Raw genomic sequence first — 21693 nt, 5'->3', positions numbered from 1 at the left:
CTTGATGTAATCTATACCTAAAGAATGAAGAAAAAGCCGTAGTGTTTCACTGCGGTTTTTTATATTTGATGGGTGGAGAAAGTCAGAAATGGAGCGGATAACGGGAATCGAACCCGTGTCATGAGCTTGGGAAGCTCAGGTAATACCATTATACGATACCCGCTCTGTTATTTTTAAATTAGATCTTTGATACAAATTCGTCAAACGGTATTGATTATAAAAGTATATTTATTAATAAAATGCGCTAAATAAAGAATAAACTATTGCTATTTTTAAGTATAAATTAAGGCTTATTAATCAATATATATAGCACTTTGTTGTTATTATTTTTATAAACGTGAAGAAGGGCAATGCATTCATGCTTAGTTCATTTTGTGTATGTATGTTTTCGAATTCATATATATATTTCGTGCAAAGGTATTCGTTATAGTTCGGCTACACCAAACTATTATCGCTATCAAAGATGAAATATATTTATAAAAACCAAATTGTACTGCGTGTCCGATTATCTTCAGCTCGTTTTATGATTAAGAATTTAGAACGCGCAATTCGTTATTGTCTCACGCATCGATATAATGAGATCGCGAATATGTTATTACGTCGATTAGATACAGCCTTTATTCATTTTGAAAACTTGTACAACCAGCAAATTAGACATTGAATTGTTAATTTTTCCACTTATTGTTCATCAGTGTTCTATTTCGAAGGTTTATAGTTTTTAATCAATTAAGCTCATATAAAGGTATGTGACATCGATTACATTTAAGTGTATTGTCTTGCTCTTACTTTGACTTATGTCATTCCCCTAACAAAGCCGAGTAAGTTTCGCTGACAATACCTAACATCAGTAGTTGCATGATCCGATGTAGAGTGGGTTGTATAAAGTTATAGAGAAAGAAGATGACACAAATAGCTAAAAGCCGAAAAAAAATTCAGATGATCCGTGAAGACATTAAAACATCGGTTAAAAAAGGTGATGTAAGAAATGTTTCAATTTTGTTGGAAGCGTTAGAGTCTGAATTAACGATTTTTGAAACACTTTACTCTGCGCCATAAAATAAAAAGTTTTCAGCAATAGAATGATAGTTATATTTCCGAAAGATATTTAGTGATAAATAACGTATTATAAATTCTTCGCTCGTTTATTATTTGTATCTATGGAAAAGCAAAACATTGCCTCACCTGTGAATGATGATGCACTTTCTCGTTTAAAAAGTGCATTTAAATCTGGGATCCTTGCAACATTAGCAAGTATCTCTGTTGGCTTCTTATTTAAAATATGGCTTGCGCAATGGGTAAATAAAGATGATTTAGCCCTGTTTAATAGCGTAGTGGATATTGTATCACTGTCATTAATTCTGATGACAGGTTTTCGCTCATCAATGGTTGTCACCTACAGCCAAACCAATAATGACCGCGATATTATTAATATATTTCGCTTTTGTTTGATCACTATGGTGTTACTCACTTGGGGCATTGTTTTACCCTATATTAAGCATGAGCTGCATATTAACGTTGGCTATTTTGAGATGGTGGGCGTGATTTTTAGCATGGGGATGAAGGTTTATTTTACCAACTTGATTGCCATGTATCGCCTCTATGATGTGTCTAATAAGGTCACATGGATAGAGCCAACAACCAATGTCCTCAGCTTTGTTTTCTGTTATTACGTGCTGCATCTCACACCATTGGCTTCCTTGTTCTATAGCATGACAGTGTCATCGCTGGTGGCTGCGCATTTCATGTATTGGAAACGTCGCAAGCAGATCGCAACTAAGCCGCTAAAATCTGTCCAATTTGATCCTAATATGCGTAACTATGTTCGCAAGAGTTTTACCGCTTCATTGGAAGCAGGGGCGAGTATCTTAATGATCTATATTACGGTATTACTCACTATCACCCACTTTAGTTTGGATGAATTGGGCGACTTTCAGGTTGTTGTACGTCCCGTCTTTACTTACATGACCATGCTGTTTGTATTCCCTATTTATCGATTTGTATTACCTGAATTAACCTTGTGTATTCGCCAAGGGGATCATGAGCAAGTAAAAGCCATTAGACGCTGGATCTTTCGTTTAGCAGGCATAGTTAGTGTGTGCTTTTTCCTCATCATGCTGCTGGCTGGACCTGAAATCATTGGCTTTGTCTTCCCACCTCAATATCACGGTGCAGTGATAGTGTTATTTCACTTCTCCATTTTCTTTATTTTTATGATGCTTAATGCCTACCAATTGGCATATATCAAAGCACATGGAAAGTTTACGCTGAGTTTGATTATTCGCTTAAGCGGCATAGTCACACTGGTTGCAAGTTATTATTTATTATCGATTTTTACGGCAAATGTTGTCGCTATCATTGTTGCCTTATGTTTAGGCTATGTCATGATGTTCATTTTATCGACAATAGAAGAGCGGAAAATTTTAAAGGGATACCAATTAGCAACGTCACAAGCGTCATGAAGGGTGTCCATATCTATCCAAATTACTTGGGTATATTGCACGCAATAGAGTAATGAATGAAAAAATAGGGAAGAGAATGTCTGGGATCACTGATTTATCTGAGCTTTTAGCTAACTTACAGCCAGTTTTAAGTCCAACAAGTTATATTTTTTGTTTCACAGAAAATACGAATTTAGATGCGATTGCATCCATGTCACCTTTAGCGACATTTCATGAAGAAGAAGGGATGACATTCATTCTTAACCATGAAAGTGCGGTACAACATAATATTGAGATCAACAATGTGTATCGTTGTATTACGCTCAAGGTACATTCAAGCTTAGAAGCGGTTGGTTTAACGGCGGCAGTTTCTAGTGTGTTAGCCAAACGTGGGATCAGTGCGAATGTGATGGCTGCTTTCCATCATGATCATATCTTTGTTCATGAAGATCATGCAGAGCAAGCCATGCTGGCGTTAACAGAGTTATCGGAGTCTGTTAAACGCCAGCAGGGTGAGTCTATTTAAAGTACAGGGGACATGCCATAGCTTTGACTATTAAGTAAAATTGTTCCTAAAACAATCAGTAAAATACCACCGAGTAGTTTAAAAGCTAATGGGGTAAAAGAGGGCTGGTGATCATCACTTGCAGATAAGTATTTGGTCACCAGTTTTTTGCCTGATAGCGTCATTATCGCAATGGTCGATGTTGTTATCGCCGTGCCTATTGCCATTAGAATTGCGCTCACCACACCTATCCAATACATATCTACCATATTGGCAAATAGTAATACCAACACTGCGCCTGTACATGGGCGAATACCAATACTGGCAATGATGGCAAGGTACTCTCGTATACTTGTTGCTTGGTTTATTTCATCAGCATTTGCAAAGTGCTTATGTCCGCAACCACAATCATGGCTATGGCTATGGCTATGGCTATGGCTATGGCTATGAGCATGATGGTGTTTTTGTTGTTTAATCAATTGCCATGCTTGTTTTAGTGCGCGATAAGCAACGATAACACCGAGCAATAGCATGGCGACAAAACTAAGCGTGATAAACCTATCTGCAGCACTATTTATTTCACGCATTGAAGAGTTAAAAAAGGCAAGCAGTATCGATACCAAAGCAATAGCGACAAAGGCTTGCAGAAATGCTGAAACGACCGTCATGATCAAGCTGGCTTTGACTTTCGCAGGGTTAGTCGCAAGGTAAGTGGTAACGATCATTTTGCCATGGCCAGGGCCTAGTGAGTGAAAGACACCATATAAAAAGCTAAGTCCTGCTAATGAATAAATAGCACCATTATGATCTTTGGCATCATAGATTAAATCACTTAATTGCCCATTAATTTCACGTTGCCATTTTATCGTGTTGATCATTAAGGTTGTCCAGTATTGCCATAAAAAGTAACCACCGATAGCTAAAAAGGCCAAAACTAAGCTAGCACCAAGCCAATAGTTCTTAGGTGCCTTATCGTGGTGGTGGTGATGTTCTGTGTGTTGATGATCCATTGTTTCAATTCCTTAATGCCACAGGTTACTTACAGTTCAGTTTGACTGTCTGGGTAAATAGTTGACCTAATGCATTATCGGGATCAGCATCAGCAGGCAACGACTGTGCATATAACATTTGCTCTGGCGTTGGATTTGGCTCTACTAATTGTAATGTGCAGCTTTTTGCAAGCTCTGGTGATAATTCAATGTCACTTTTATCTTTCCATGACATATCAACATAGTAGCTTGGCTCGAAAATCAGTAAACGAAGTGAATCTCTAGTTAGTGGTTGCGGTTTTGACAGTGGCAGGTCAAACGTTAATGTCGCTTTAGCGCGATCTTTAGTTAAAACACCATCTTTCGCAATTTTGTATTTGATGGGCTCTTCGCCATTATAAAAATAGGTGAAGTAGTGTTCGTTCATCATATTGTGCATTACAGATTGCCCAACACGTTCCAATGTTTCTTGTTTGTGTTCAGCAGACATATCTTCGCCATCCAGCATATACGCAGATGTCATGGCATCAAATGTCCATACCATTTTAAATCCTGTGATCTGCTGACTGTCACCTTGAATGTATGTTTTCATGTCAATCCATGAGTGTGGATGTGCTTGGCTAGATGTGGAAAAGAAAGCGAAAGATGAAAGCAGAATTGCAGGGAAAGATATCCAGCGCATAAAAGATGTTATCTCCGTATTTACAGGCGTGGCACGTTGCTTTGAGGTATTCAAAGAATAATAGGTGTTATGTTATAACATTTAGGATAGACGACTAAAAGTGAAATCCATGTAAATGGTAGTGTACTTCACTTACTAACGGAAATGAGTCTTAGTTTTAAGCGAGCAGAAATGCAGACGTGGCAACAATAATACCACCAAAGATGGCTAAAGGAAGATTACTGTCAACACCAGCTATTAGTGTAAGCAGTAATCCAAAAGAGATGTACAGTTTGTGTTTGCTAACCATGGTTCTCTCCCGTATTTATCATATCTATATTTATTTAATAACATGCAACGGGGTCGTTATGTTAACAAGGTGTCAAAATTGAATGGTCAAACCTTATACGCTTTAAGGATCTGATTAATAAATATTTTCTATATTTTTATAGTTATAGTTGTATAATTTCGCCATTTTTAATGGCAGCAGTTAAATCACCTAAAAAATGGTATTTAACCATCAGATAACATTAATTTTGACTATTGTGATATAAGAAAAGCTAAACTTTGTATTAGCACGTGTTTTTTACTGTAATAAAAAACACTATTTAAAATTATTCTCACCTTTGCCCGCAATTTGCTGATTTTCTGGGTATAATGATCTGAGATGAAAGCAATAATGAAGTAGAAGACTAAGTATGAAATTGAAGCTATTTACAGCTGGATTAATGTTACTACTGAGTTCATCAGTATTGGCTGAACAAACGCAAAACCAATTACCTATTCATTTATCAGCAATTACACAAGATGTTGATGTAATCAATAATGTAACTACATTGACAGGTAAAGTAGACATCACTCAAGGTGGTGTTCAGATCAAGGCAGACAAGGCCGTCATTAAGCTTGATAGCAAAACGAAAGACTTAAAAAGTGTTGAAGTCTATGGTAAGCCAGCTTATTTCCATCGTGTAATGGAAGATGGCAAAGTAGTCGACGGCGAATCGTTGTACGGCATTTATACGCCATCAAATAATATGATGGTATTAAAAGATAAAGCAAAAATTACTCAGGACGGTAGCACCATTAAAGCTGCTCAGATCAGCTATAATCTAGCGACACAAGTGATGAAAGCAAAAGGTTCGAAAAAGAACCAAGTGAATACTGTGTTGTTACCTGAAAAGCTCAAGTAATCGATTCTGAATGAAGAAAGGGGCGCTTTGGCGCTCCTTTTTTATTGTTTTTCAGATTTAACACTTTTTTTGCACATTGTGCAGTGAATTGAGCCAATATAGAACAAAGCAAAATAAATATATAAAAGAAGGTATCTGCAGTGGAATTAGTACAAGTTAATGCCTCAAATCTATCAATTTACTTAAATCTAACTCAAGCTTATGAAGCCGAGTTCTCTCCGCTTACTAAGAAAGTGCCAGATAATGATGGAAAATTTGCATTAGATACGCCAGTAGAAGGCAATGTAATGGGCTTTCTTTTGTATTTTGATGGTGTACCTGCAGGACTTGCAGCGATTGCGGATCATGGTAACTCTCGTTACGAGGTATGTGATTTCTACGTTGTGCCAGTATTTCGTAAGAATAAAGCAGGACAGCGTTTTGCCCACAGCCTATTTTCAATGATGCCGGGAGAGTGGGAAAGTAAGCAAATTGAAGGTGCAGAGCATGCTATCGCTTTTTGGCGTCGTGCGATTGGTGCCTATACCAATGATCAATATGTTGAAGACATTTACCACGATGCGTACTGGGGTGATGTAACGCGTCAACGTTTTACGATTACAGTTTAAATGTGATAGTTAAGCGATTTGGGAATATACAAAAGGGAGCATCTAAGCTCCCTTTTTTATTAATGCGACAATTAATTATAGCGCGGTGTTTAGGATTTCACGGCTAATTGGCAAGGTAATGTCTTGATGCTCACCTAATGCCACCATGCCATGTCTCTCAAGGCTTGCTAGGATCACATCAATATCTTTCTCATTGAGTTCAACGTCTGCAAGGCTGGTCGGTACACCCATTTGCTTAAAGAATGCAATAGTGTGTTCAATCGCAGCATTAATACGCTCATCAGTTGTGCCAGATGTTATACCGAAAATACGCTCACCAAATTGCAGTAATTTAGCTTCTTTCTCTTTACGACGTACTTTCATTACCGCTGGTAATACAATGCTTAGTGTACGCGCATGATCAATACCGTAGTTACCAGTTAGCTCATGGTAAATCATATGGGTTGTCCAATCTTGTGGAACACCCACACCAATTAAGCCGTTTAGCGCTTGGGTTGCCGACCACATGATGTTGGCACGCACTGCTAAGTCGTCTGGTGTTGCTAGTGCTTTAGGGCCTTCTTCAACCAGTGTATGCAGTAGACCTTCCGCAAAGCGATCCTGTACTTTGGCATTCACAGGGTAGGTTAGGTATTGCTCCATGGTGTGAACAAATGCATCAACAACGCCATTAGCAACTTGGCGCGGTGACAAGCTTAATGTGGTTTGTGGATCAAGCACAGCAAAAGCAGGTCTAACTAGTGGTGAGCCAAAGAACAGCTTATCTTTACCACGAGAAACAACCGAACCACCGTTACTTTCAGAGCCCGTTGCTGGCAATGTGAGCACACAACCAAGTGGTATTACGTGTGTTACAGGTTCTTGTTTTAACAGAATATGCCAAGGATCTTCACCTTGGTAACAAGCCGCTGCGGCAACAAATTTAGTGCCATCAACCACTGAACCACCACCGACAGCAAGTAAGTAATCATAACCTTCTGTTTTTACTAGTTCGACAGCTTGCATTAGTGTGTCGTATTGAGGGTTTGGTTCTACGCCTGAAAACTCGCCCCAATTGAAACCTTCTAATGCGTTAGCGACTTGCTCGTAAACACCGTTTTGTTTAATTGAGCCGCCACCATAAATAACTAACACTTTTTTATCTTTTGGAATAGCAGTAGTGATTGCGGCAATTTGACCTTGACCAAAGTGAATACTTGTAGGGTTTTGGTAAGTAAACTTGTCCATTGTTTGCTCCGATATCTATAACTGACACATAAAATATTGTTGTTCTTTTCGGTTGTCAGTTTAGGGGAATCACAATGTAATTACATACATAATCCTATTTAATTCTTGCCTATTTCTATTTTATTGGGCGAGAGAGAGTGATGAATATGCTATGGTGAAATCTAGCCAATTACAGCCATTTTGAGGATGAGCCCATTATGTGTAATGCGTTAGTACCGAGAATTGATAGATGAATGAGAAGTTAAAACAGCAGCTTGCAAAAACAGCAAAAACCTTATGTGAATACTATGGTATAGCCGATCAAACCAATCGCGTTCATACATTACTACCAGGGGTGCGAATATTTCGGATTGATCGTTACCATAGACTGACTCCTCAAATGTACGAGCAAGGTATTGTTATTATATTTCAAGGAAATAAGATCGGTCATTTGAATCAACATCAGTTTGGCTATGATGTAGAACGTTGCTTGATTGTGACTACACCTTATCCTATTAGTTTTGAGACTTTTGCGTCACCAGAGACACCATTAATGGGGATAAATATTGATTTAGATATTAATGTTATCAGAGAGTTAGTCTCAATCATGCAATCTGAGCATCCGTATTGGAAAACTGAAGATACGCGCTGTGGTGTGGCGACATCGCAAATGACAGAAGCAATGTACCTTTGTATGTTGGAATTATTATCAATTTTGCATAATCCTCTTGATACTAAAGTACTCGGTACGGCTTTGCTTCGACGTTTCTTTTATTATTTATTGCAAAGTGATCAGGGCTATTTATTAGCGCATTATTGTGAGCAAGATAGCTCATTGGCAAAAATTGCATCAGTGCTTAGCTTTATACAGGGCAACTATGCTCAAAAGCTGAATGTGAATGATCTGGCTGAGATGGCAGGTATGAGTGTTTCTGTTTTTCATAAAGTGTTTAAGCAAGTGGTGACTGATCCTCCGTTGCAGTACATCAAAAAGATCCGTTTAAATCATGCAAAAAACCATATGCTGCAGGAAGGATTAGCGGCTAATTTAGCAGCGCAGCGGGTTGGCTATGAAAGTGCAGCACAGTTTAGCCGTGAATTTAAACGCTATTTTGGAGTGCCGCCCAGCCGTATTGATGAAAATGCAGGGTTTATTTCAAAGTCTAATAACGGCTATATGAAATAGTTATTGCTTTTTAGCAGTAATAAAAAGCTGTTTTGATATACAATATTATCCCTTGAAAGAATGTAAATTGTTGTTTGTATGTGTTATGTGGAACTTTAGGCGCTATTGAGTGTCACATTGCAGTCGTAGATAAATAATGATTAAAACAGGAAAACTATGCCTGAGTCTCAACCGAAAATACTGATTTTATTTGCTCATCCGTCACAAAATCGTTCAGAAATTAATGTGCCGTTGTTTAATGCATCAAAAACGATCGCCAATGTGACTTGCGTCGATTTATACGCAGAATATCCAACTTATCGTATTGATATTGATAGAGAGCAGCAGCGACTCATTGAACATGACATTATTGTGTTTATGTTCCCTTTATACTGGTATTCCACACCATCGCTATTAAAAGAATGGCAAGATTTAGTGCTGGAATATGGCTTTGCTTATGGTAGTGAAGGGAACGCTCTCGTTGGTAAAAAATTCTTCTGTGCCTTAACCGCAGGAGGGTCTGAATCAAGCTATCGTAAAGATGGTTTTAACCATTTTACTATTCGTGAGCTATTACAGCCGTTAGAGCAAATGGCTGAATTAACTGGCATGGATTTTCTTGCTCCGTTTGCTTTGTTTGGGGCAGGTACAGCTAATGAAGAACGTCGTATCGAACAACATATTCAGAACTGGAAAAAAGTGCTAATTGCGATTCAAGATAATAAGTTTAACTACGATGTGGCAAGTAAGTTATCAAAGATGAATCATAGCTTAGAGTTGATCATTAAATAGAGAGCGCATAATGACAGGTTATTTTCTACAGGCTTTCATCTATTTGGTGGCAGCTGTTATTGCCGTACCGTTAGCTAAGCGATTAGGTTTAGGCTCGGTATTGGGTTATTTAATTGCAGGGGTCGTGATTGGCCCTGTGATCGGTTTAGTTGGTAGCGAAACGACAACGATTCAGCACTTTGCCGAATTTGGCGTGGTGATGATGCTGTTTGTGGTGGGTTTAGAGCTTGAACCCAAAATTCTATGGGGTATGCGACATCGCTTATTAGGCTTAGGTGGCTTGCAGGTGATTGTGACCGCACTTGCGGTTATGGGGATTGCGCACCTGTTTGATATTGCATGGTCTTATGCACTTGCTATCGGCCTTATCTTTTCGCTCTCTTCTACAGCGATTGTACTGCAAACTTTCAGCGAGAAAGGGCTTAGCAAAACAGAAGGTGGTAAAAGTGCGTTTTCTGTTTTGTTATTCCAAGATATTGCTGTGATCCCAATGCTGGCGTTGATCCCACTATTAGCTGTTCCTGAGCTGGTGGAAAAATCACAAGCGGTAGTGGCAAAAGCGGCAGAGCATCATGAAGAGCTTAGTTTAGTGGCAGGGCTTCCTGGCTGGGCTTATGCGATTGTGGTTATTCTTGCGATTGCTGGTGTGGTTGTTGGTGGGCATTATTTAAGTCGTCCATTGTTCCGTTTTGTTGCTTCATCAGGCTTACGTGAAATCTTCACCGCAACGGCATTGATGCTAGTGATTGGTATTGCGGCATTAATGAGTTTGATCGGTTTATCACCAGCATTAGGTACTTTCCTTGCGGGTGTGGTGCTGGCAAACAGTGAATTTAGACATGAATTAGAATCAAATATCGAGCCATTTAAAGGTTTGTTATTAGGATTATTCTTTATCACTGTCGGTGCGGGTATCGACTTTAGCGTGCTGTTTGATCAATTCGGTACTGTTATTGGCATTACTGTTGGTGTGATGCTAGTGAAGTTTTTGGTGCTGTTATTGCTATCGTTTATCTTCAAAGTGAAGGGAAGTGATCGCTGGTTATTTGCACTAAGTCTGGCACAAGCTGGTGAATTTGGCTTTGTATTATTAAGCTATACCGTACAAAACAATGTACTGCCTGAGTCAATAAGCCAGACGTTATCGCTAGTTGTGGCGTTGTCGATGTTCCTAACTCCGGGCTTATTTATCTTGTTTGATCGCGTTATTTTGCCGCGCTTTAGTGAAGCGAAGAATGAACGAGAAGCCGATGAAATTGATGAACAAGGTAAAGTGATCATTGCTGGTATTGGTCGTTTTGGTCAAATCGTTAACCGCTTATTGGCATCGAACGGTGTAAAAACCGTGGTGCTCGACCACTCGGTAACGCAAATTGATAACATGCGTCAAATTAACATTAAGAGTTTCTTTGGTGATGCAACGCGCCATGACTTGTTACATACCGCGGGAATTGAAGAAGCAAAATTATTCATTGTTGCTATTGACGATAAAGATCGCGCGACAGAGCTGGTGCATTATGTGAAGCAGACATACCCGAATGTACGTGTTTTAGCCCGAGCTTATGATCGTGGTCATCACTATTCACTTCGCTGTGCTGGTGCTGATTATGTGATCAGTGAAACTTACCGTTCTGCATTGGCATTAGGTACTGAAGCACTGAAAAACCTTGGTGTACACCCATTTAGAGCTGAGCAGCAAAAAGCAACCTTTGTGGAAACAGAAGCGAAGAGTAAAGAGAAGCTGTATCAAACATGGGCAGAAAGTACTGATGAAGATCGCTTTAATACCTCTTATGTTGAGCTATTCATGCAGCTAGAGTCCACTTTAGGTGAGGCAATGAAACAAGAACGTACGGACAAACATACTAAGTCTGAGCGTGGTTGGACACCGCCGCCAAAGCGATTCAATGAAGAAGTTGAGCAAGATTTAGTGGATAAACACGAAAGTTAATTGCTTGATACGTAAAAGAAAAGGAGCCAATTGGCTCCTTTTTTATTAATGGTTATAGCTGTTAGTAAGCATGACTCAGTAGCGTTTCTACTGGGTAGACAATAGCCACGATTAATTCATCTTGGATCGGTTTTGCTTTAGCAATCATTTGTTTAATTGTGATGATTTGCTTTTGGTCGAGCTTTTTACCTGATTGAATAATATCGACTAACTCAATCCCCGTGCGTGATAACAAATCAACTTGCTGAACAATAGGTTCAACTTGGGTAAGTAAGTGGTTGCTAGCAATAATTGGCATCACCGCTTGGGTATTATCAGCCCAACGTTGGAACATTGCTTTAATATCTGTGCTTAGCGTTGCGTTATTTGGATCTTTCACAAAGGCATTTACCTTTTGTGTTAACGCTCTAACTTCTAAACTTTCGGGTGGTAAGGTATCTGCTAAGCGATTGAGAGGATCGAATTGATCATAGTTTTCGTTCACCCATTTCTCATGGTGGCGATGATAGTATTGTGCTTGTTCAATCGCTTCTGATAGCACTTGCAGTGGCGCAATATCATGTCCGTTAGCAAGACGCTTTAGCCCTACCATACTATTCCATTGATGTTGTAATCCTACCGATAGTGTTGACCAATCATCCATGGTTTCCATACGCTGATACATGCTATCTTCATCTGTAATAGAAGCATCAGACCATAGACGCTCGGCAATCACGTAAGAGCGAGGCCACATGCGTAATTCAAGCGTATCGTATTTAACGTTTTCAGCCCATAAAGTGATTTCACCACCAAGAATGCGATCTTGTTGTTTTTGCTTCAATTCAACTGGCTTGGGTGCGGTTGGATATTGACTACCTTCGATGTTTGAAGCTGCAATTAGCTTTCCTGTCATTGGATAGTTGGCATTACCGACCTGCATATCACCAGTTAGTACGCCATCTTTTAGCACTACTTTAGGTATGGTTTTACCCATCCAAGAATCCATCCAAAATTGGGTGACACCCTTAATGCTTTGAATATCAAAAATCGCACGACGGGATTTACCTTTGTAATCGATAAAGCCACGTTGAGTGCCATCTTTCGCAGTGATCAAAGTAAATGTTCCTGTAACGGGACTGCCTTTTTTACGAGGAGCAGAAAACGCCCAAGTTTGCCATTGCTCACCTTCGGCAATGACATCATTGACTTGAAGTGGCTTTGGCATCGGATCATTACGATAGTGCATTGCAGCAGGTTGCGCCTGATCAATGTAGTAGCCCGTGGAAAGAATACCTTGATAACCATCATTAGCAGATTCACCTAAAGAGTCGTGACCACGCCATGATTGGATCACAATGCTCTTAGGTAGATCTGGGTGATAGGTTTCATCCCAGCCGATCATTTTTCGTTTATGACGTTTTAAAATCTGCTCGACGCGTTGGTTAAAATAAGCGTGAAGGGCGAGCGCATCTTTCAAATTATTTTCTTTCATGAAACGCTGAACATGAGCACTGTTATTCCATTGCTCAGGATCAACTTCATCACCACCAATATGAATATATTCGTCAGGAAATAGCTCGGTAACTTCCCTAATTAAGGTGTTAATGAATTTATAGACTTCAGGTTTAGTCGGATCCAGTAAGGGTTTATGAACCCCCCATTTACGCTCTATTTGATAATCTTGTACTTCGGTCATTAGCTTAGGGTAAGCCGCGGCAATTGCGCTAGCATGACCGGGTAAATCCACTTCTGGAATGACTCGAATACCAAGGCTATTGGCATAAGCCACCACATCTTTAATTTGTTCTCGGGTATAAAAGAGTCCGTCTGAGCCTTTCTCTTGTAGGTTAGGGTAGGCAACAGATTCTAAACGCCAGCCTTGATCATCGGTTAAGTGCCAATGGAATGTATTGAGTTTGGCTGATGCAAGACCATCAAGTTGACGTTTAATCACATCAACAGGAATAAAGTGGCGAGCTGTATCAATTAATGCTCCGCGCCAAGGGAAGCGAGGTGAATCTTCAATGGTGACGGTAGGAATGTTGAATCCATTGGTATCGGATTGAATCAACTGCAAGAAGGTTTCAATACCGCGCATTGCACCATAAGGCGTATTAGCCGTTAATTTGGCTTGTTTACTGGTTACGTCTAACTGGTAGCTTTCATCTTCTTTTGCTCGTTGCACTTTTGTTGGTGCTGGCGCTTTAACATCAATCGTCAGTGTAGGTGTTTGGTTTTTAGTTTGAATAGGTGTTGTGCGAAACAGCCCTGTTTGCCTTTCAATGCGGTGATTTAGGCGTTCAACCAATGAGATCAATCGTGGTGAAGTGAAGCCCGTTAATTGCGCATTGAAATGACGATCAATTACTAAAGGGGTGCTATTGGTTAATGACACTTGCTGAGGGTAAGGCATTAACTGAAGATCTGTATTAGGTTTTGCTGCCATAGTAGGAACCGAACATAGTAAGGCAATGCTGAATGCTAAAGGTTTTAAGTTCATATTTTTCTCTAAGCGATGGGGAGCCGTAATAAGGTCTAATTTAGTCGCTTGGAGATAAATATCCTGACAATCTAATAAAAATAAGAACCTTATCTGAGTAGTAAGGCTTTATCACTTAATGCTAGATCACGAAATACCATATTACTTGTTATATTTATGTTACTTGAAGATAAATAAAAATAAGAAGACTAATAGCACTAAATTGCTAATTGACGAAATAAGCGTGATCCGCTTAAAAGAATAAATAAAATTAGGAAAAAAATGACAAAGTGTAGCGTGGTTACACTGCGGTTGTGATGTTCGTTCATGTGTTATCCCTCATTTATCATATTGATATATGAGGGATATTTCGTCGTAATAAGCGATTAAGAGCCGTGGTTGTTCGTTGTTTTGGAACGTAATGCAAAGAAATGATCAACAGGACCATGACCATGCCCGATATCGAGCTGATCGGCATACTCAATTGCCGAGGTAATATAGTGCTTTGCCAGTTGTACGGCAGACATAAGTGTATAGCCTTGAGCAAGATAAGAGGCGATAGCTGATGATAATGTACAACCTGTTCCGTGGGTATTACGGCTTTGGATTCTTGGCGCAGAGAAGATTTCTATCTCTTGCGGCAGAATCAGTACATCATTACTTTCGTTAGTGCATTCAAGATGCCCACCTTTAAGCAATACTGATTTTGCACCAAGTAAACGTAGTTCATCTATCATTGCCAACATGCCATCTTGGGTATTTGGCATAGCTAACTGGGTTAATGCCGCGGCTTCTGGCAGGTTTGGGGTAATGTTATCAGCAAGCGGTAGTAGTGCTGTTTTAAGGGTTTTTATTGCTGTTTGTTTTAATAAAGGATCACCGCTGGTGGCAATCATCACAGGATCGACCACTAAAAAACGTGGCTTATATTGACGTATTTTCGCCGCGACCAGCTCAATGATATCGCTATCAGCAAGCATACCGACTTTAACTGCGACAATGTTTAAATCACTAAATACAGCATCTAACTGTTTTTCAATAATCGGCAAAGGGATAGGGTGAACGGCAGAAACCCCAAGGGTATTTTGTGCGGTGATAGCGGTAATCACAGAGCACGCATACCCGCCAGTGGCTGATATTGCTTTGATATCTGCTTGGATACCTGCACCGCCACCGCTGTCTGAGCCTGCAATGGTAAGAACGATGGGGGTTGTTGCTTTATTGAAAGTGACTGACATAGCATATCTCTATAATAAAGCGTAAGAAGTGCTCGCTTAAAAGCGTGTATCAAAACTTACCTTTAAGCGTCAATTAAATAGCAATTGATTTTAGTTCCTTACGCCAGTACTAACTGGTTCAAGTGAATACGGGTTCCACATTGGATGTGATCTCAGCACAAGGCTCCCCGACTAAGTGTTATATAGTACCAAAAAGATGAGCATGAGGCTGCTATTAACGGAGATTCATGAGATTTAGTTAGTTAATGAATTTGATTATTTTGTTATCTAAGTAATAGGTAAGCTATCTAGTTGTTAACTGCGTCTAATTATTTACATTTGGTTAAGAAAAAAATTATTCTCTAAAAGAATTTAAAGCGTAACTAAATATTAATAACTATGGCCTTTGATGAGTATTATTATTTTTTTTTAGTATTAAGCTTATATTGTTGGATGGTTAATATAAAAATTGTTTATTTTTTAAATGAAAATAACCTGTTTGTTATGCCTTTTTGGTATTTTTGAGTGGTATGGATATATATAACCTTATTATTAATAACCATAACTACTTTGATAGAATTTAGGAGGGAACGTTTACCTAACATAATAACCATGAAGAAAAATTTACATTCGTTATCGTATTTCTTGTCGGCATTCATATTGTCATTCTATAGCGCAGCTTCGGCGTCATCTGACATTGATAATCTGATGTCGATGGACTTAGATGAGTTAACAAGTCAGAACGTAACGGTAACGACGGCAGCAAAAAAAGAGCAGCCGCTTAATGATGTACCTGCTGCTATCTATGTGATCACGAATGAACAAATTCGTCGAAGTGGTGTTCGCTCTATTGCTGAAGCATTAGCGTTGGCACCGGGTGTGCAGGTAACAAAGCTCAGTGAATTTAACTGGCAAGTTTCTCTTCGTGGTTTGAATGAAACGCTATTTAATAAATTGCTCGTCATGGTAGATGGGCGCAGTGTTTTTAGCCCTCTAATGTCAGGTACTTTCTGGCACACCATTGATACCATTTTAGATGATATTGATCGTATTGAAATCTTACGTGGTTCTGCTGGCACGATGTGGGGCGGTAATGCGACCAATGGTGTCATTAATATTATTACTAAAAATAGTAATGAGACTCTCGGTCAGTTTTTTGAAATAGCCCATAGTAAATATAATTATAAAGAAGCTGACTATCGTTATGGCTTTCAGCTAAATGATTTTACAACAGCAAGATTATCAGTAAAAGGTGTTCAATCTGATTATTACTCGTTTAATGATGATGAGTGGAATAACTATAACGTTGCTTTTAGAACGGATTATATTGAAGACGATCAGTTTTTAACTTTCCAGCTAGGTGGTTATCACACCAAGTCTGAGCATTCTAGTTGGTACACCTATGATTTTTTAGAACAACCCCTTCATCCTTTGTATCCTGATACTGCTATTGTCGCTAATCCTTCGTTATTAAAGGATTATTCACGTGGGGTTTATTCGAGCCTTAATTTTGGTAAGACACTTGATGACACCCAATATAAAGGCTCATTTTGGATTGATAATAATTCACGTACAGAGCCAACAGCGAATGGTCAATATAGTACTGTGAATGGTGATCTATTAATGATCAAACAGCTTAATGAACAAAATGAGTTAACAATGGGTATTGGTGCCCGTTATACACGCCTAAAGATCCCAACCGCCAAAGCTAATTATTATACTGGTATGCAACCTTATCAGCGCTTGGCTTATGAGCGTGTGCAGCGAGAGCAGATTTATAATGTGTTCTCACAGTTAGAAACACAACTAACGGATAAGCTGACATCGAGCCTTGGTGTTAAAGTTGAGCACTTTACACGTAACGATACAACAGAGTTACAGCCGCAATTAAGGTTACATTATAAAGCGACAGATGATCATCAATTGTGGACTGGTATTGGTCGCGCTGTAGTAACGCCATCTGCGGTTGATTCAACAACGGACATGTTTGTTTTAGGTAATGCGATCGCTTCTATTCCAAATTGTGATTTATCTCAGCATCCGTCTTGTGTCGGTATGTATCCTGCGATGAACTATACCGCGGGTAATAAGGATATGGATAATGAATCAGTTGTTACTTGGGATGCGGGCTATCGTGGAAAAATAACTGACACATTTTCCCTTGATGCCACTGTTTTTTACAGTGAGTACGATAACCTACGTATGATTGATGATGGTCGTTGGATCTGTACTTATGGTTATTGTGAAGATGGCACTACATTACCAGGTGGAACGGCGATCTTTAGAAACAGTTATAGTGATAATTTAACAGCACAGAGTTATGGCGCTGAGTTAGCTTTGTTTTGGCAACCCTCAGAAGCGATCAATTTCAATACCTCATACAGCTTTATTGATACACAAGCAGAGTGCGATTCACGCTATCGAACGTGTGATACATATCTCAATGGCGGTTATAAAGCATTATATGATCATCAGCCGAACCATTATGGTTCGATCCAAATGATGTGGACACTTAATCCTCAATGGCAAATTGATTGGTGGTTAAAACATAAAGGTTCAGTGTCATCATCACTGGAATATTATGAAGCACCTGCGATTACTACATTGGATTTACGCGTTGCATGGCAGCAAAAACACTCGTGGTCATTGGTAGAGTTTGTTGTTGATGGTTTAGGCAGTTCGACCTATGAAGATATGCCCAATAAAGCACCGTTAGAAGAAACGGTATTTATGCGTCTATCGTGGACAACACTTTAGTGGGGCTAAATGCAAAGTAACGATTGCGCACCGAACAATAAAATGAAACAGAAAGTAGTAGGGCTTATCGGTAAGCCTTACCATTTTTGCCGTCTGTACATTTTATATTTTGTGGTTGCCTTGGCGCTTTGTATTAATACCTTAGCTCATAAAGTGCATGCTCATAATGCTGCCGATTATGAAATTTCCGCAGTGTATATTTACCGTTTCTCGCAATTTATCACGTAGCTAAAAACAAGCGAAAAATTAACGTACTGCACACTCGGTACTGATAAGGTAGCGTTAACATTAAGTCGTTTACTTAAAGCCAATAACATTGGAAATAACATCGTCACGTTAACGAATATTAATCAAATTGACCAATGCCAAATTGCCTATATATCTCCTCAACGAGAGCAAAAATTGAATCAAATACCTATTGAGCAAGGGGTGTTAACTATTGGCTCAGGTCAATCATTTTTAAATAAAGGCGGCATGATTGAATTGCGTTCAATGGACAATAAAGTTCGTCCTGCAATTGCACTGGTTAACGCTAAAAGAGCAAAGCTTTCTATTAGCTCTAAATTATTAAAAATTGCCATTTTGCCAAAGCTAGAAACACAACCTGTGAAAGGAGTGCAGCCATGAGCAAAAATTGGATGAACTCTTTATCATTAAGCCAACGTTTATATTTGCCTCTGGTCTTTTTTGTTGTGGTGTTGTTTTTGGTATTCCAAACATTAGGTTCGTATAAATATATCGAAAGTGAAAAGCAGAATTTAGTTAATCGAATCAATATTCTCGCAACAGGTATTGGTACAAACTTAACTGCTGCGATTCAATTTGATGATCCATTAACGGCAAATGAAATATTATCCGCATTTTGTGCCGACCCTATGATCACTTCTGTATCTGTGATGAGAGATGCAAAAATGGTATTTGCTAAATATCAGAATCAGAAGCAACCGTCAGTTATGCCAACAGAGTCGGAGAAGGAGATTGCTGAGCGTAAAGGGTATATTTTTAGCCATAACCACTTGTTTATGGTTGTTCCTGTAGTCTTTGAAGAGGAAGAGTTAGCAAGGCTAAAGGTTGTTGTGTCATTAGCGGCATTAGAGGAAATAAAAACCTCTCAGTTAGAAGTCAGTATGTACTTATTGGCAGCCTTGGTACTGCTTAGCTTTTTTGTAATACATCGCCTACGTCATTGGATGATCAGTCCGATTCGCCAGTTAAATGATGCGATGATCAATGTCATTCACTTTAATCAAACCGATACAATTAAACAGGCATCAGATGCCAAAGATGAAATTAATGCATTAATTGATTGTTTTAACACGATGATTGTAAAGCTTAATCAGCGTGAGTCCAAAATTAAACATACGATTTCGCAGTTAGAAAATGAGAAAGCATTTGCAGATGATGTGATCAGCACGGTTCAACATGCCTTAGTAGTTGTGGATCGTAATGGGCGTATTATTTTAGCCAATGAAAGTTGTGCGTCACTGTTTCCTTACTCTGTTCCTGCGATGAAATCTCGTAATTTCTGCAAAGTTATTAACCCGATTGAGTTTGAAGCTTTCGAGCAGAAGTTACAGTTAGTGCTAGAAGGGCGAGCACAGTTTAATCATGAATTGATCAAAGCTGAAGGCGTGAAAGGTACTTCCATTTATCAAGTGGTTAGTCAGCCACTGCCACACAAACAACAGATTTTATTTGCCCTTGAAGATGTGACAGAGAAAAGCCAAGCAGAGCGTCAACAACAACTGGCTGCAAAGATCTTTGAAAACAGCAATGAAGCCATTTTATTGCTTGATAATTGTGTACATATTGAAATGGTTAACCGTGCGTTTTGTCGTCTTATTGGTTTGAAGCGTGCCAATGTTATCGGTAAATATTACCGTTCAGTATTAACTGAAACGGATAGTTTACCAATGAAGAAAGAGATTTTGATGGCGTTGTCATTACACCAACAGTGGCAAGGGGAATGCGCTATTTATAACCAGCAACGTAAGGTCTCTATTCCATTACAATTGAAGGTTAGTCAGATCATTGATAGTGAAACACGTGATAGCCAAATTGTGGTATTAGCTTCTGACATTAGCTCCGTTAAAGAAGCACAACGATTAGCACATATTGCGCAGCATGATACGTTAACTCATTTACCGAATCGTGAGTTTTTACATCGCTATTTAATTGAAAAGCTATCGATGCCGCGCCTTGAAACCATGGCAGTATTATTTATTGATTTAGATGGCTTTAAATTTGTGAATGATTCTTATGGTCATGAAATTGGTGATCAGGTGCTGCAAATTGTAGCGAAGAAATTAATGATGAGTGTTCGTCAAAATGACATTGTAACGCGCTTAGCTGGGGATGAGTTTGTTGCTGTATTAAACCCAGTAAAAACACGTGAATCGATTTTGAATATTGGTAATCGAATCATTAATAACATTTCTCAACCGATTAATATTAAAGGACATATGATCCACGTTGGGGCGAGTATTGGTTGTTATTATATTGAATCTAATGATGTGACAGGTATTGATAGCGTATTACATTGCGCGGATATGGCGATGTACCAATCTAAGATGCAAGGTAAAGGACGAATTACCGAATTTAATCGAATAGATAACTTTGAGTTTTAGGGGTGTTTCGTGAAAGCCAGCAACGATTGTGCTGGCTTTGCTGTTAACCTTATGTGGGTTTAGTTAAGCGTTGAAGCAAGTAAGAACATCTTCTGTAAAGTAGGGCTCTTGGTATCCCCAGAACATGTATTTTACTTTCAGGAAGTGCTGACTAAATGAGTGCAGCATGGGTACGATGTTGTTTCGTTTTTCAACTACTTCAGTCGTGTTGGTTTGCCCTATGTAATTACCGTCTTGAATGGCAATGCCTAAAGGGACGGAATACTTATTTTCATGCATCATAGCTAAAGCGTGGTTCAGTTGTCCTCGACGCTTAACCATGAGATCGGGTGCACCTAATCCCACTCCAATTTTTTCGCCGTATTGGTAAATACTTTTAAGGTAACCTTTGTCTTCCCAAGGAAGCCATTCACCGTTAACAAAGTTGGCATATTGCATGGTTGTTGAAGAAGGAAAAGCCTGTTTCAAGGCCAGCATGTTTGCTTTGATACCTGTTACATAGTCTTTTTCATTAAAGCTTGGATCGGTTTTTATTGATACACCAATAGCGGTTTCTTGTAGGTTTATCCCTTCAATTTTTCCATCAAACTGGCGTCCTAATGCTTGCATTAATAGTGCGAAGCGAGTTCGAACTTGTTTATTCCAGCGTTTAGCTACCCATCCTTCGCTATTTCCATCATCAGTGTATTGCTGAACTGCGCCACCATCATAGACTTTATCGAGAAGGTAATTAGGTACGGCTTTATTTTCAGAATAGAAGGTCGCATCTTGAAGTTGAATAAAGAGCTTTTTACCGTGCTTTTTTAGGTACTCATAATCTTCAAGAATGATAGAGAAATCATAAACGTCTTTTTGAGGTTCTAAGTCAGACCATGAATACATGATTTGTGCGCCTACAAAACGAGGATTGTTGAGTAAAGGATGAGATTTAATGGCTTTTCTGTCTTTAGTAAAATAGACGAAATGTTTCATGCTATCACTGGCAATAGGACAGCTTGCGCTTAAGTGTTTTTTATATTCATCTTTATAGCGATCGGTTGGGTTATCCCATGCCGCATTGGCGCTAATACTGAAACTTATTGTTAAGAGAAATAGAAATATTGGCATAATAGTTAGCTATATATAGAAC

Annotated in this window: 18 protein-coding genes, 1 tRNA gene, 1 pseudogene and 1 riboswitch; of the genes and pseudogenes, 12 read left to right on the top strand and 8 right to left on the bottom strand. The window is 39.1% G+C overall.

The annotated features are described in order from the left end of the window. Positions 1-89: 89 nt before the first annotated feature. Positions 90-163: transfer RNA gene (locus tag Q7674_RS05475), tRNA-Gly, on the bottom strand. A gap of 737 nt (positions 164-900) precedes the next feature. On the opposite strand from Q7674_RS05475, the gene Q7674_RS05470 reads away from it, so the two are divergent. The 3 genes from Q7674_RS05470 (at position 901) to Q7674_RS05460 (ending at position 2964) form a co-directional block, all read left to right on the top strand. Continuing rightward, positions 901-1056 carry a hypothetical protein gene (locus Q7674_RS05470; RefSeq protein WP_167335102.1) on the top strand — a complete coding sequence of 52 codons (156 nt, stop codon included), beginning with the start codon at positions 901-903 and terminating at the stop codon, positions 1054-1056. A 101-nt stretch (positions 1057-1157) separates the two neighbouring features. Next, positions 1158-2459 (top strand): lipopolysaccharide biosynthesis protein, encoded by a 1302-nt coding sequence (locus Q7674_RS05465; RefSeq protein ID WP_045064831.1) that lies wholly within the window; start codon positions 1158-1160, stop codon positions 2457-2459. Positions 2460-2535: 76 nt separating this feature from the next. Further along, on the top strand, positions 2536-2964 hold the full coding sequence (locus tag Q7674_RS05460; RefSeq protein WP_008989647.1) for an ACT domain-containing protein: 429 nt from the start codon (positions 2536-2538) through the stop codon (positions 2962-2964). Here Q7674_RS05460 and Q7674_RS05455 read toward each other — a convergent pair. The 3 genes from Q7674_RS05455 to Q7674_RS05445 form a co-directional block, all read right to left on the bottom strand. Next, complete coding sequence (locus tag Q7674_RS05455) at positions 2961-3953, bottom strand: nickel/cobalt transporter (RefSeq protein ID WP_305421998.1); 993 nt, start codon at positions 3951-3953, stop codon at positions 2961-2963. The two genes, Q7674_RS05460 and Q7674_RS05455, sit on opposite strands and share 4 nt — an antisense overlap. Positions 3954-3978: 25 nt before the next feature. Then, entirely contained in the window at positions 3979-4614 is a 636-nt protein-coding gene (locus Q7674_RS05450) for a DUF1007 family protein (RefSeq protein WP_107229539.1), read from the bottom strand. A gap of 157 nt (positions 4615-4771) precedes the next feature. After that, positions 4772-4903: a hypothetical protein gene (locus Q7674_RS05445; RefSeq protein ID WP_008989643.1), complete on the bottom strand. Its 132-nt coding sequence runs from the start codon at positions 4901-4903 to the stop codon at positions 4772-4774. Positions 4904-5291: 388 nt separating this feature from the next. Between Q7674_RS05445 and lptA the strand changes: the two genes are divergently transcribed. Further along, positions 5292-5783, top strand: coding sequence for a lipopolysaccharide transport periplasmic protein LptA (gene lptA, locus Q7674_RS05440; RefSeq protein WP_008989642.1), 492 nt, complete (start codon positions 5292-5294; stop codon positions 5781-5783). 140 nt (positions 5784-5923) lie between these two features. After that, a complete protein-coding gene (locus Q7674_RS05435; RefSeq protein WP_008989641.1) occupies positions 5924-6391 on the top strand; it encodes a GNAT family N-acetyltransferase in 468 nt (155 codons plus the stop codon). 75 nt (positions 6392-6466) lie between these two features. On the opposite strand, the gene Q7674_RS05430 is transcribed toward Q7674_RS05435, so the two are convergent. Then, positions 6467-7618, bottom strand: a complete 1152-nt coding sequence (locus Q7674_RS05430) for an iron-containing alcohol dehydrogenase (RefSeq protein WP_305421996.1) — start codon at positions 7616-7618, stop codon at positions 6467-6469. Positions 7619-7847: 229 nt separating this feature from the next. On the opposite strand from Q7674_RS05430, the gene Q7674_RS05425 reads away from it, so the two are divergent. The 3 genes from Q7674_RS05425 to Q7674_RS05415 all read left to right on the top strand — a co-directional run bounded on the left by Q7674_RS05425 (position 7848) and on the right by Q7674_RS05415 (position 11505). Continuing rightward, a complete protein-coding gene (locus Q7674_RS05425; protein ID WP_052679889.1) occupies positions 7848-8783 on the top strand; it encodes an AraC family transcriptional regulator in 936 nt (311 codons plus the stop codon). 156 nt (positions 8784-8939) lie between these two features. Then, the gene (locus Q7674_RS05420) at positions 8940-9554 is read left to right on the top strand and encodes an NAD(P)H-dependent oxidoreductase (RefSeq protein ID WP_045064826.1); all 615 of its coding nucleotides are present in this window, start codon (positions 8940-8942) and stop codon (positions 9552-9554) included. A 10-nt stretch (positions 9555-9564) separates the two neighbouring features. Further along, entirely contained in the window at positions 9565-11505 is a 1941-nt protein-coding gene (locus Q7674_RS05415) for a monovalent cation:proton antiporter-2 (CPA2) family protein (protein ID WP_045064824.1), read from the top strand. A 61-nt stretch (positions 11506-11566) separates the two neighbouring features. Here the strand turns inward: Q7674_RS05415 and Q7674_RS05410 are convergent, their stop codons facing one another. Beyond that, a complete protein-coding gene (locus Q7674_RS05410) occupies positions 11567-13984 on the bottom strand; it encodes a beta-N-acetylhexosaminidase (protein ID WP_045064823.1) in 2418 nt (805 codons plus the stop codon). Between the two features lie 365 nt (positions 13985-14349). Beyond that, positions 14350-15201, bottom strand: coding sequence for a bifunctional hydroxymethylpyrimidine kinase/phosphomethylpyrimidine kinase (gene thiD / locus Q7674_RS05405; RefSeq protein WP_045064821.1), 852 nt, complete (start codon positions 15199-15201; stop codon positions 14350-14352). A gap of 78 nt (positions 15202-15279) precedes the next feature. After that, positions 15280-15381, bottom strand: a riboswitch (TPP riboswitch). Positions 15382-15792: 411 nt separating this feature from the next. On the opposite strand from thiD, the gene Q7674_RS05400 reads away from it, so the two are divergent. From Q7674_RS05400 to Q7674_RS05385, 4 genes and pseudogenes are all read left to right on the top strand, one after another. Continuing rightward, entirely contained in the window at positions 15793-17937 is a 2145-nt protein-coding gene (locus tag Q7674_RS05400) for a TonB-dependent receptor plug domain-containing protein (RefSeq protein ID WP_305421991.1), read from the top strand. A gap of 9 nt (positions 17938-17946) precedes the next feature. Continuing rightward, positions 17947-18165, top strand: a complete 219-nt coding sequence (locus Q7674_RS05395) for a hypothetical protein (protein ID WP_305421988.1) — start codon at positions 17947-17949, stop codon at positions 18163-18165. A gap of 21 nt (positions 18166-18186) precedes the next feature. After that, positions 18187-18564, top strand: a pseudogene (locus tag Q7674_RS05390) (YfiR family protein); the annotation flags it as partial. After that, positions 18561-20564 carry a diguanylate cyclase domain-containing protein gene (locus tag Q7674_RS05385; RefSeq protein ID WP_305421986.1) on the top strand — a complete coding sequence of 668 codons (2004 nt, stop codon included), beginning with the start codon at positions 18561-18563 and terminating at the stop codon, positions 20562-20564. The pseudogene Q7674_RS05390 and the gene Q7674_RS05385, both read left to right, overlap by 4 nt. Before the next feature lie 63 nt (positions 20565-20627). On the opposite strand, the gene Q7674_RS05380 is transcribed toward Q7674_RS05385, so the two are convergent. Next, entirely contained in the window at positions 20628-21671 is a 1044-nt protein-coding gene (locus Q7674_RS05380; protein ID WP_045064813.1) for a hypothetical protein, read from the bottom strand. Positions 21672-21693 lie beyond the last annotated feature (22 nt).

This window comes from Photobacterium leiognathi (assembly GCF_030685535.1).
In the GTDB taxonomy this organism is placed as follows: Bacteria; Pseudomonadota; Gammaproteobacteria; order Enterobacterales; family Vibrionaceae; genus Photobacterium; species Photobacterium leiognathi.
Note: the sequence above shows the minus strand (reverse complement) of the source record. Positions and strands in the feature narration are given on the sequence as shown.

Excerpts from the sequence above, each read along its gene's own strand:
- Q7674_RS05470 (WP_167335102.1), top strand. The coding sequence starts at position 901 with ATGACACAAATAGCTAAAAGCCGAAAAAAAATTCAGATGATCCGTGAA.
- Q7674_RS05465 (WP_045064831.1), top strand. The coding sequence starts at position 1,158 with ATGGAAAAGCAAAACATTGCCTCACCTGTGAATGATGATGCACTTTCT.
- Q7674_RS05460 (WP_008989647.1), top strand. The coding sequence starts at position 2,536 with ATGTCTGGGATCACTGATTTATCTGAGCTTTTAGCTAACTTACAGCCA.
- Q7674_RS05455 (WP_305421998.1), bottom strand. The coding sequence starts at position 3,953 with ATGGATCATCAACACACAGAACATCACCACCACCACGATAAGGCACCT.
- Q7674_RS05450 (WP_107229539.1), bottom strand. The coding sequence starts at position 4,614 with ATGCGCTGGATATCTTTCCCTGCAATTCTGCTTTCATCTTTCGCTTTC.
- Q7674_RS05445 (WP_008989643.1), bottom strand. The coding sequence starts at position 4,903 with ATGGTTAGCAAACACAAACTGTACATCTCTTTTGGATTACTGCTTACA.
- lptA (WP_008989642.1), top strand. The coding sequence starts at position 5,292 with ATGAAATTGAAGCTATTTACAGCTGGATTAATGTTACTACTGAGTTCA.
- Q7674_RS05430 (WP_305421996.1), bottom strand. The coding sequence starts at position 7,618 with ATGGACAAGTTTACTTACCAAAACCCTACAAGTATTCACTTTGGTCAA.
- Q7674_RS05425 (WP_052679889.1), top strand. The coding sequence starts at position 7,848 with ATGAATGAGAAGTTAAAACAGCAGCTTGCAAAAACAGCAAAAACCTTA.
- Q7674_RS05420 (WP_045064826.1), top strand. The coding sequence starts at position 8,940 with ATGCCTGAGTCTCAACCGAAAATACTGATTTTATTTGCTCATCCGTCA.
- Q7674_RS05415 (WP_045064824.1), top strand. The coding sequence starts at position 9,565 with ATGACAGGTTATTTTCTACAGGCTTTCATCTATTTGGTGGCAGCTGTT.
- Q7674_RS05410 (WP_045064823.1), bottom strand. The coding sequence starts at position 13,984 with ATGAACTTAAAACCTTTAGCATTCAGCATTGCCTTACTATGTTCGGTT.
- thiD (WP_045064821.1), bottom strand. The coding sequence starts at position 15,201 with ATGTCAGTCACTTTCAATAAAGCAACAACCCCCATCGTTCTTACCATT.
- Q7674_RS05400 (WP_305421991.1), top strand. The coding sequence starts at position 15,793 with ATGAAGAAAAATTTACATTCGTTATCGTATTTCTTGTCGGCATTCATA.
- Q7674_RS05395 (WP_305421988.1), top strand. The coding sequence starts at position 17,947 with ATGCAAAGTAACGATTGCGCACCGAACAATAAAATGAAACAGAAAGTA.
- Q7674_RS05385 (WP_305421986.1), top strand. The coding sequence starts at position 18,561 with ATGAGCAAAAATTGGATGAACTCTTTATCATTAAGCCAACGTTTATAT.
- Q7674_RS05380 (WP_045064813.1), bottom strand. The coding sequence starts at position 21,671 with ATGCCAATATTTCTATTTCTCTTAACAATAAGTTTCAGTATTAGCGCC.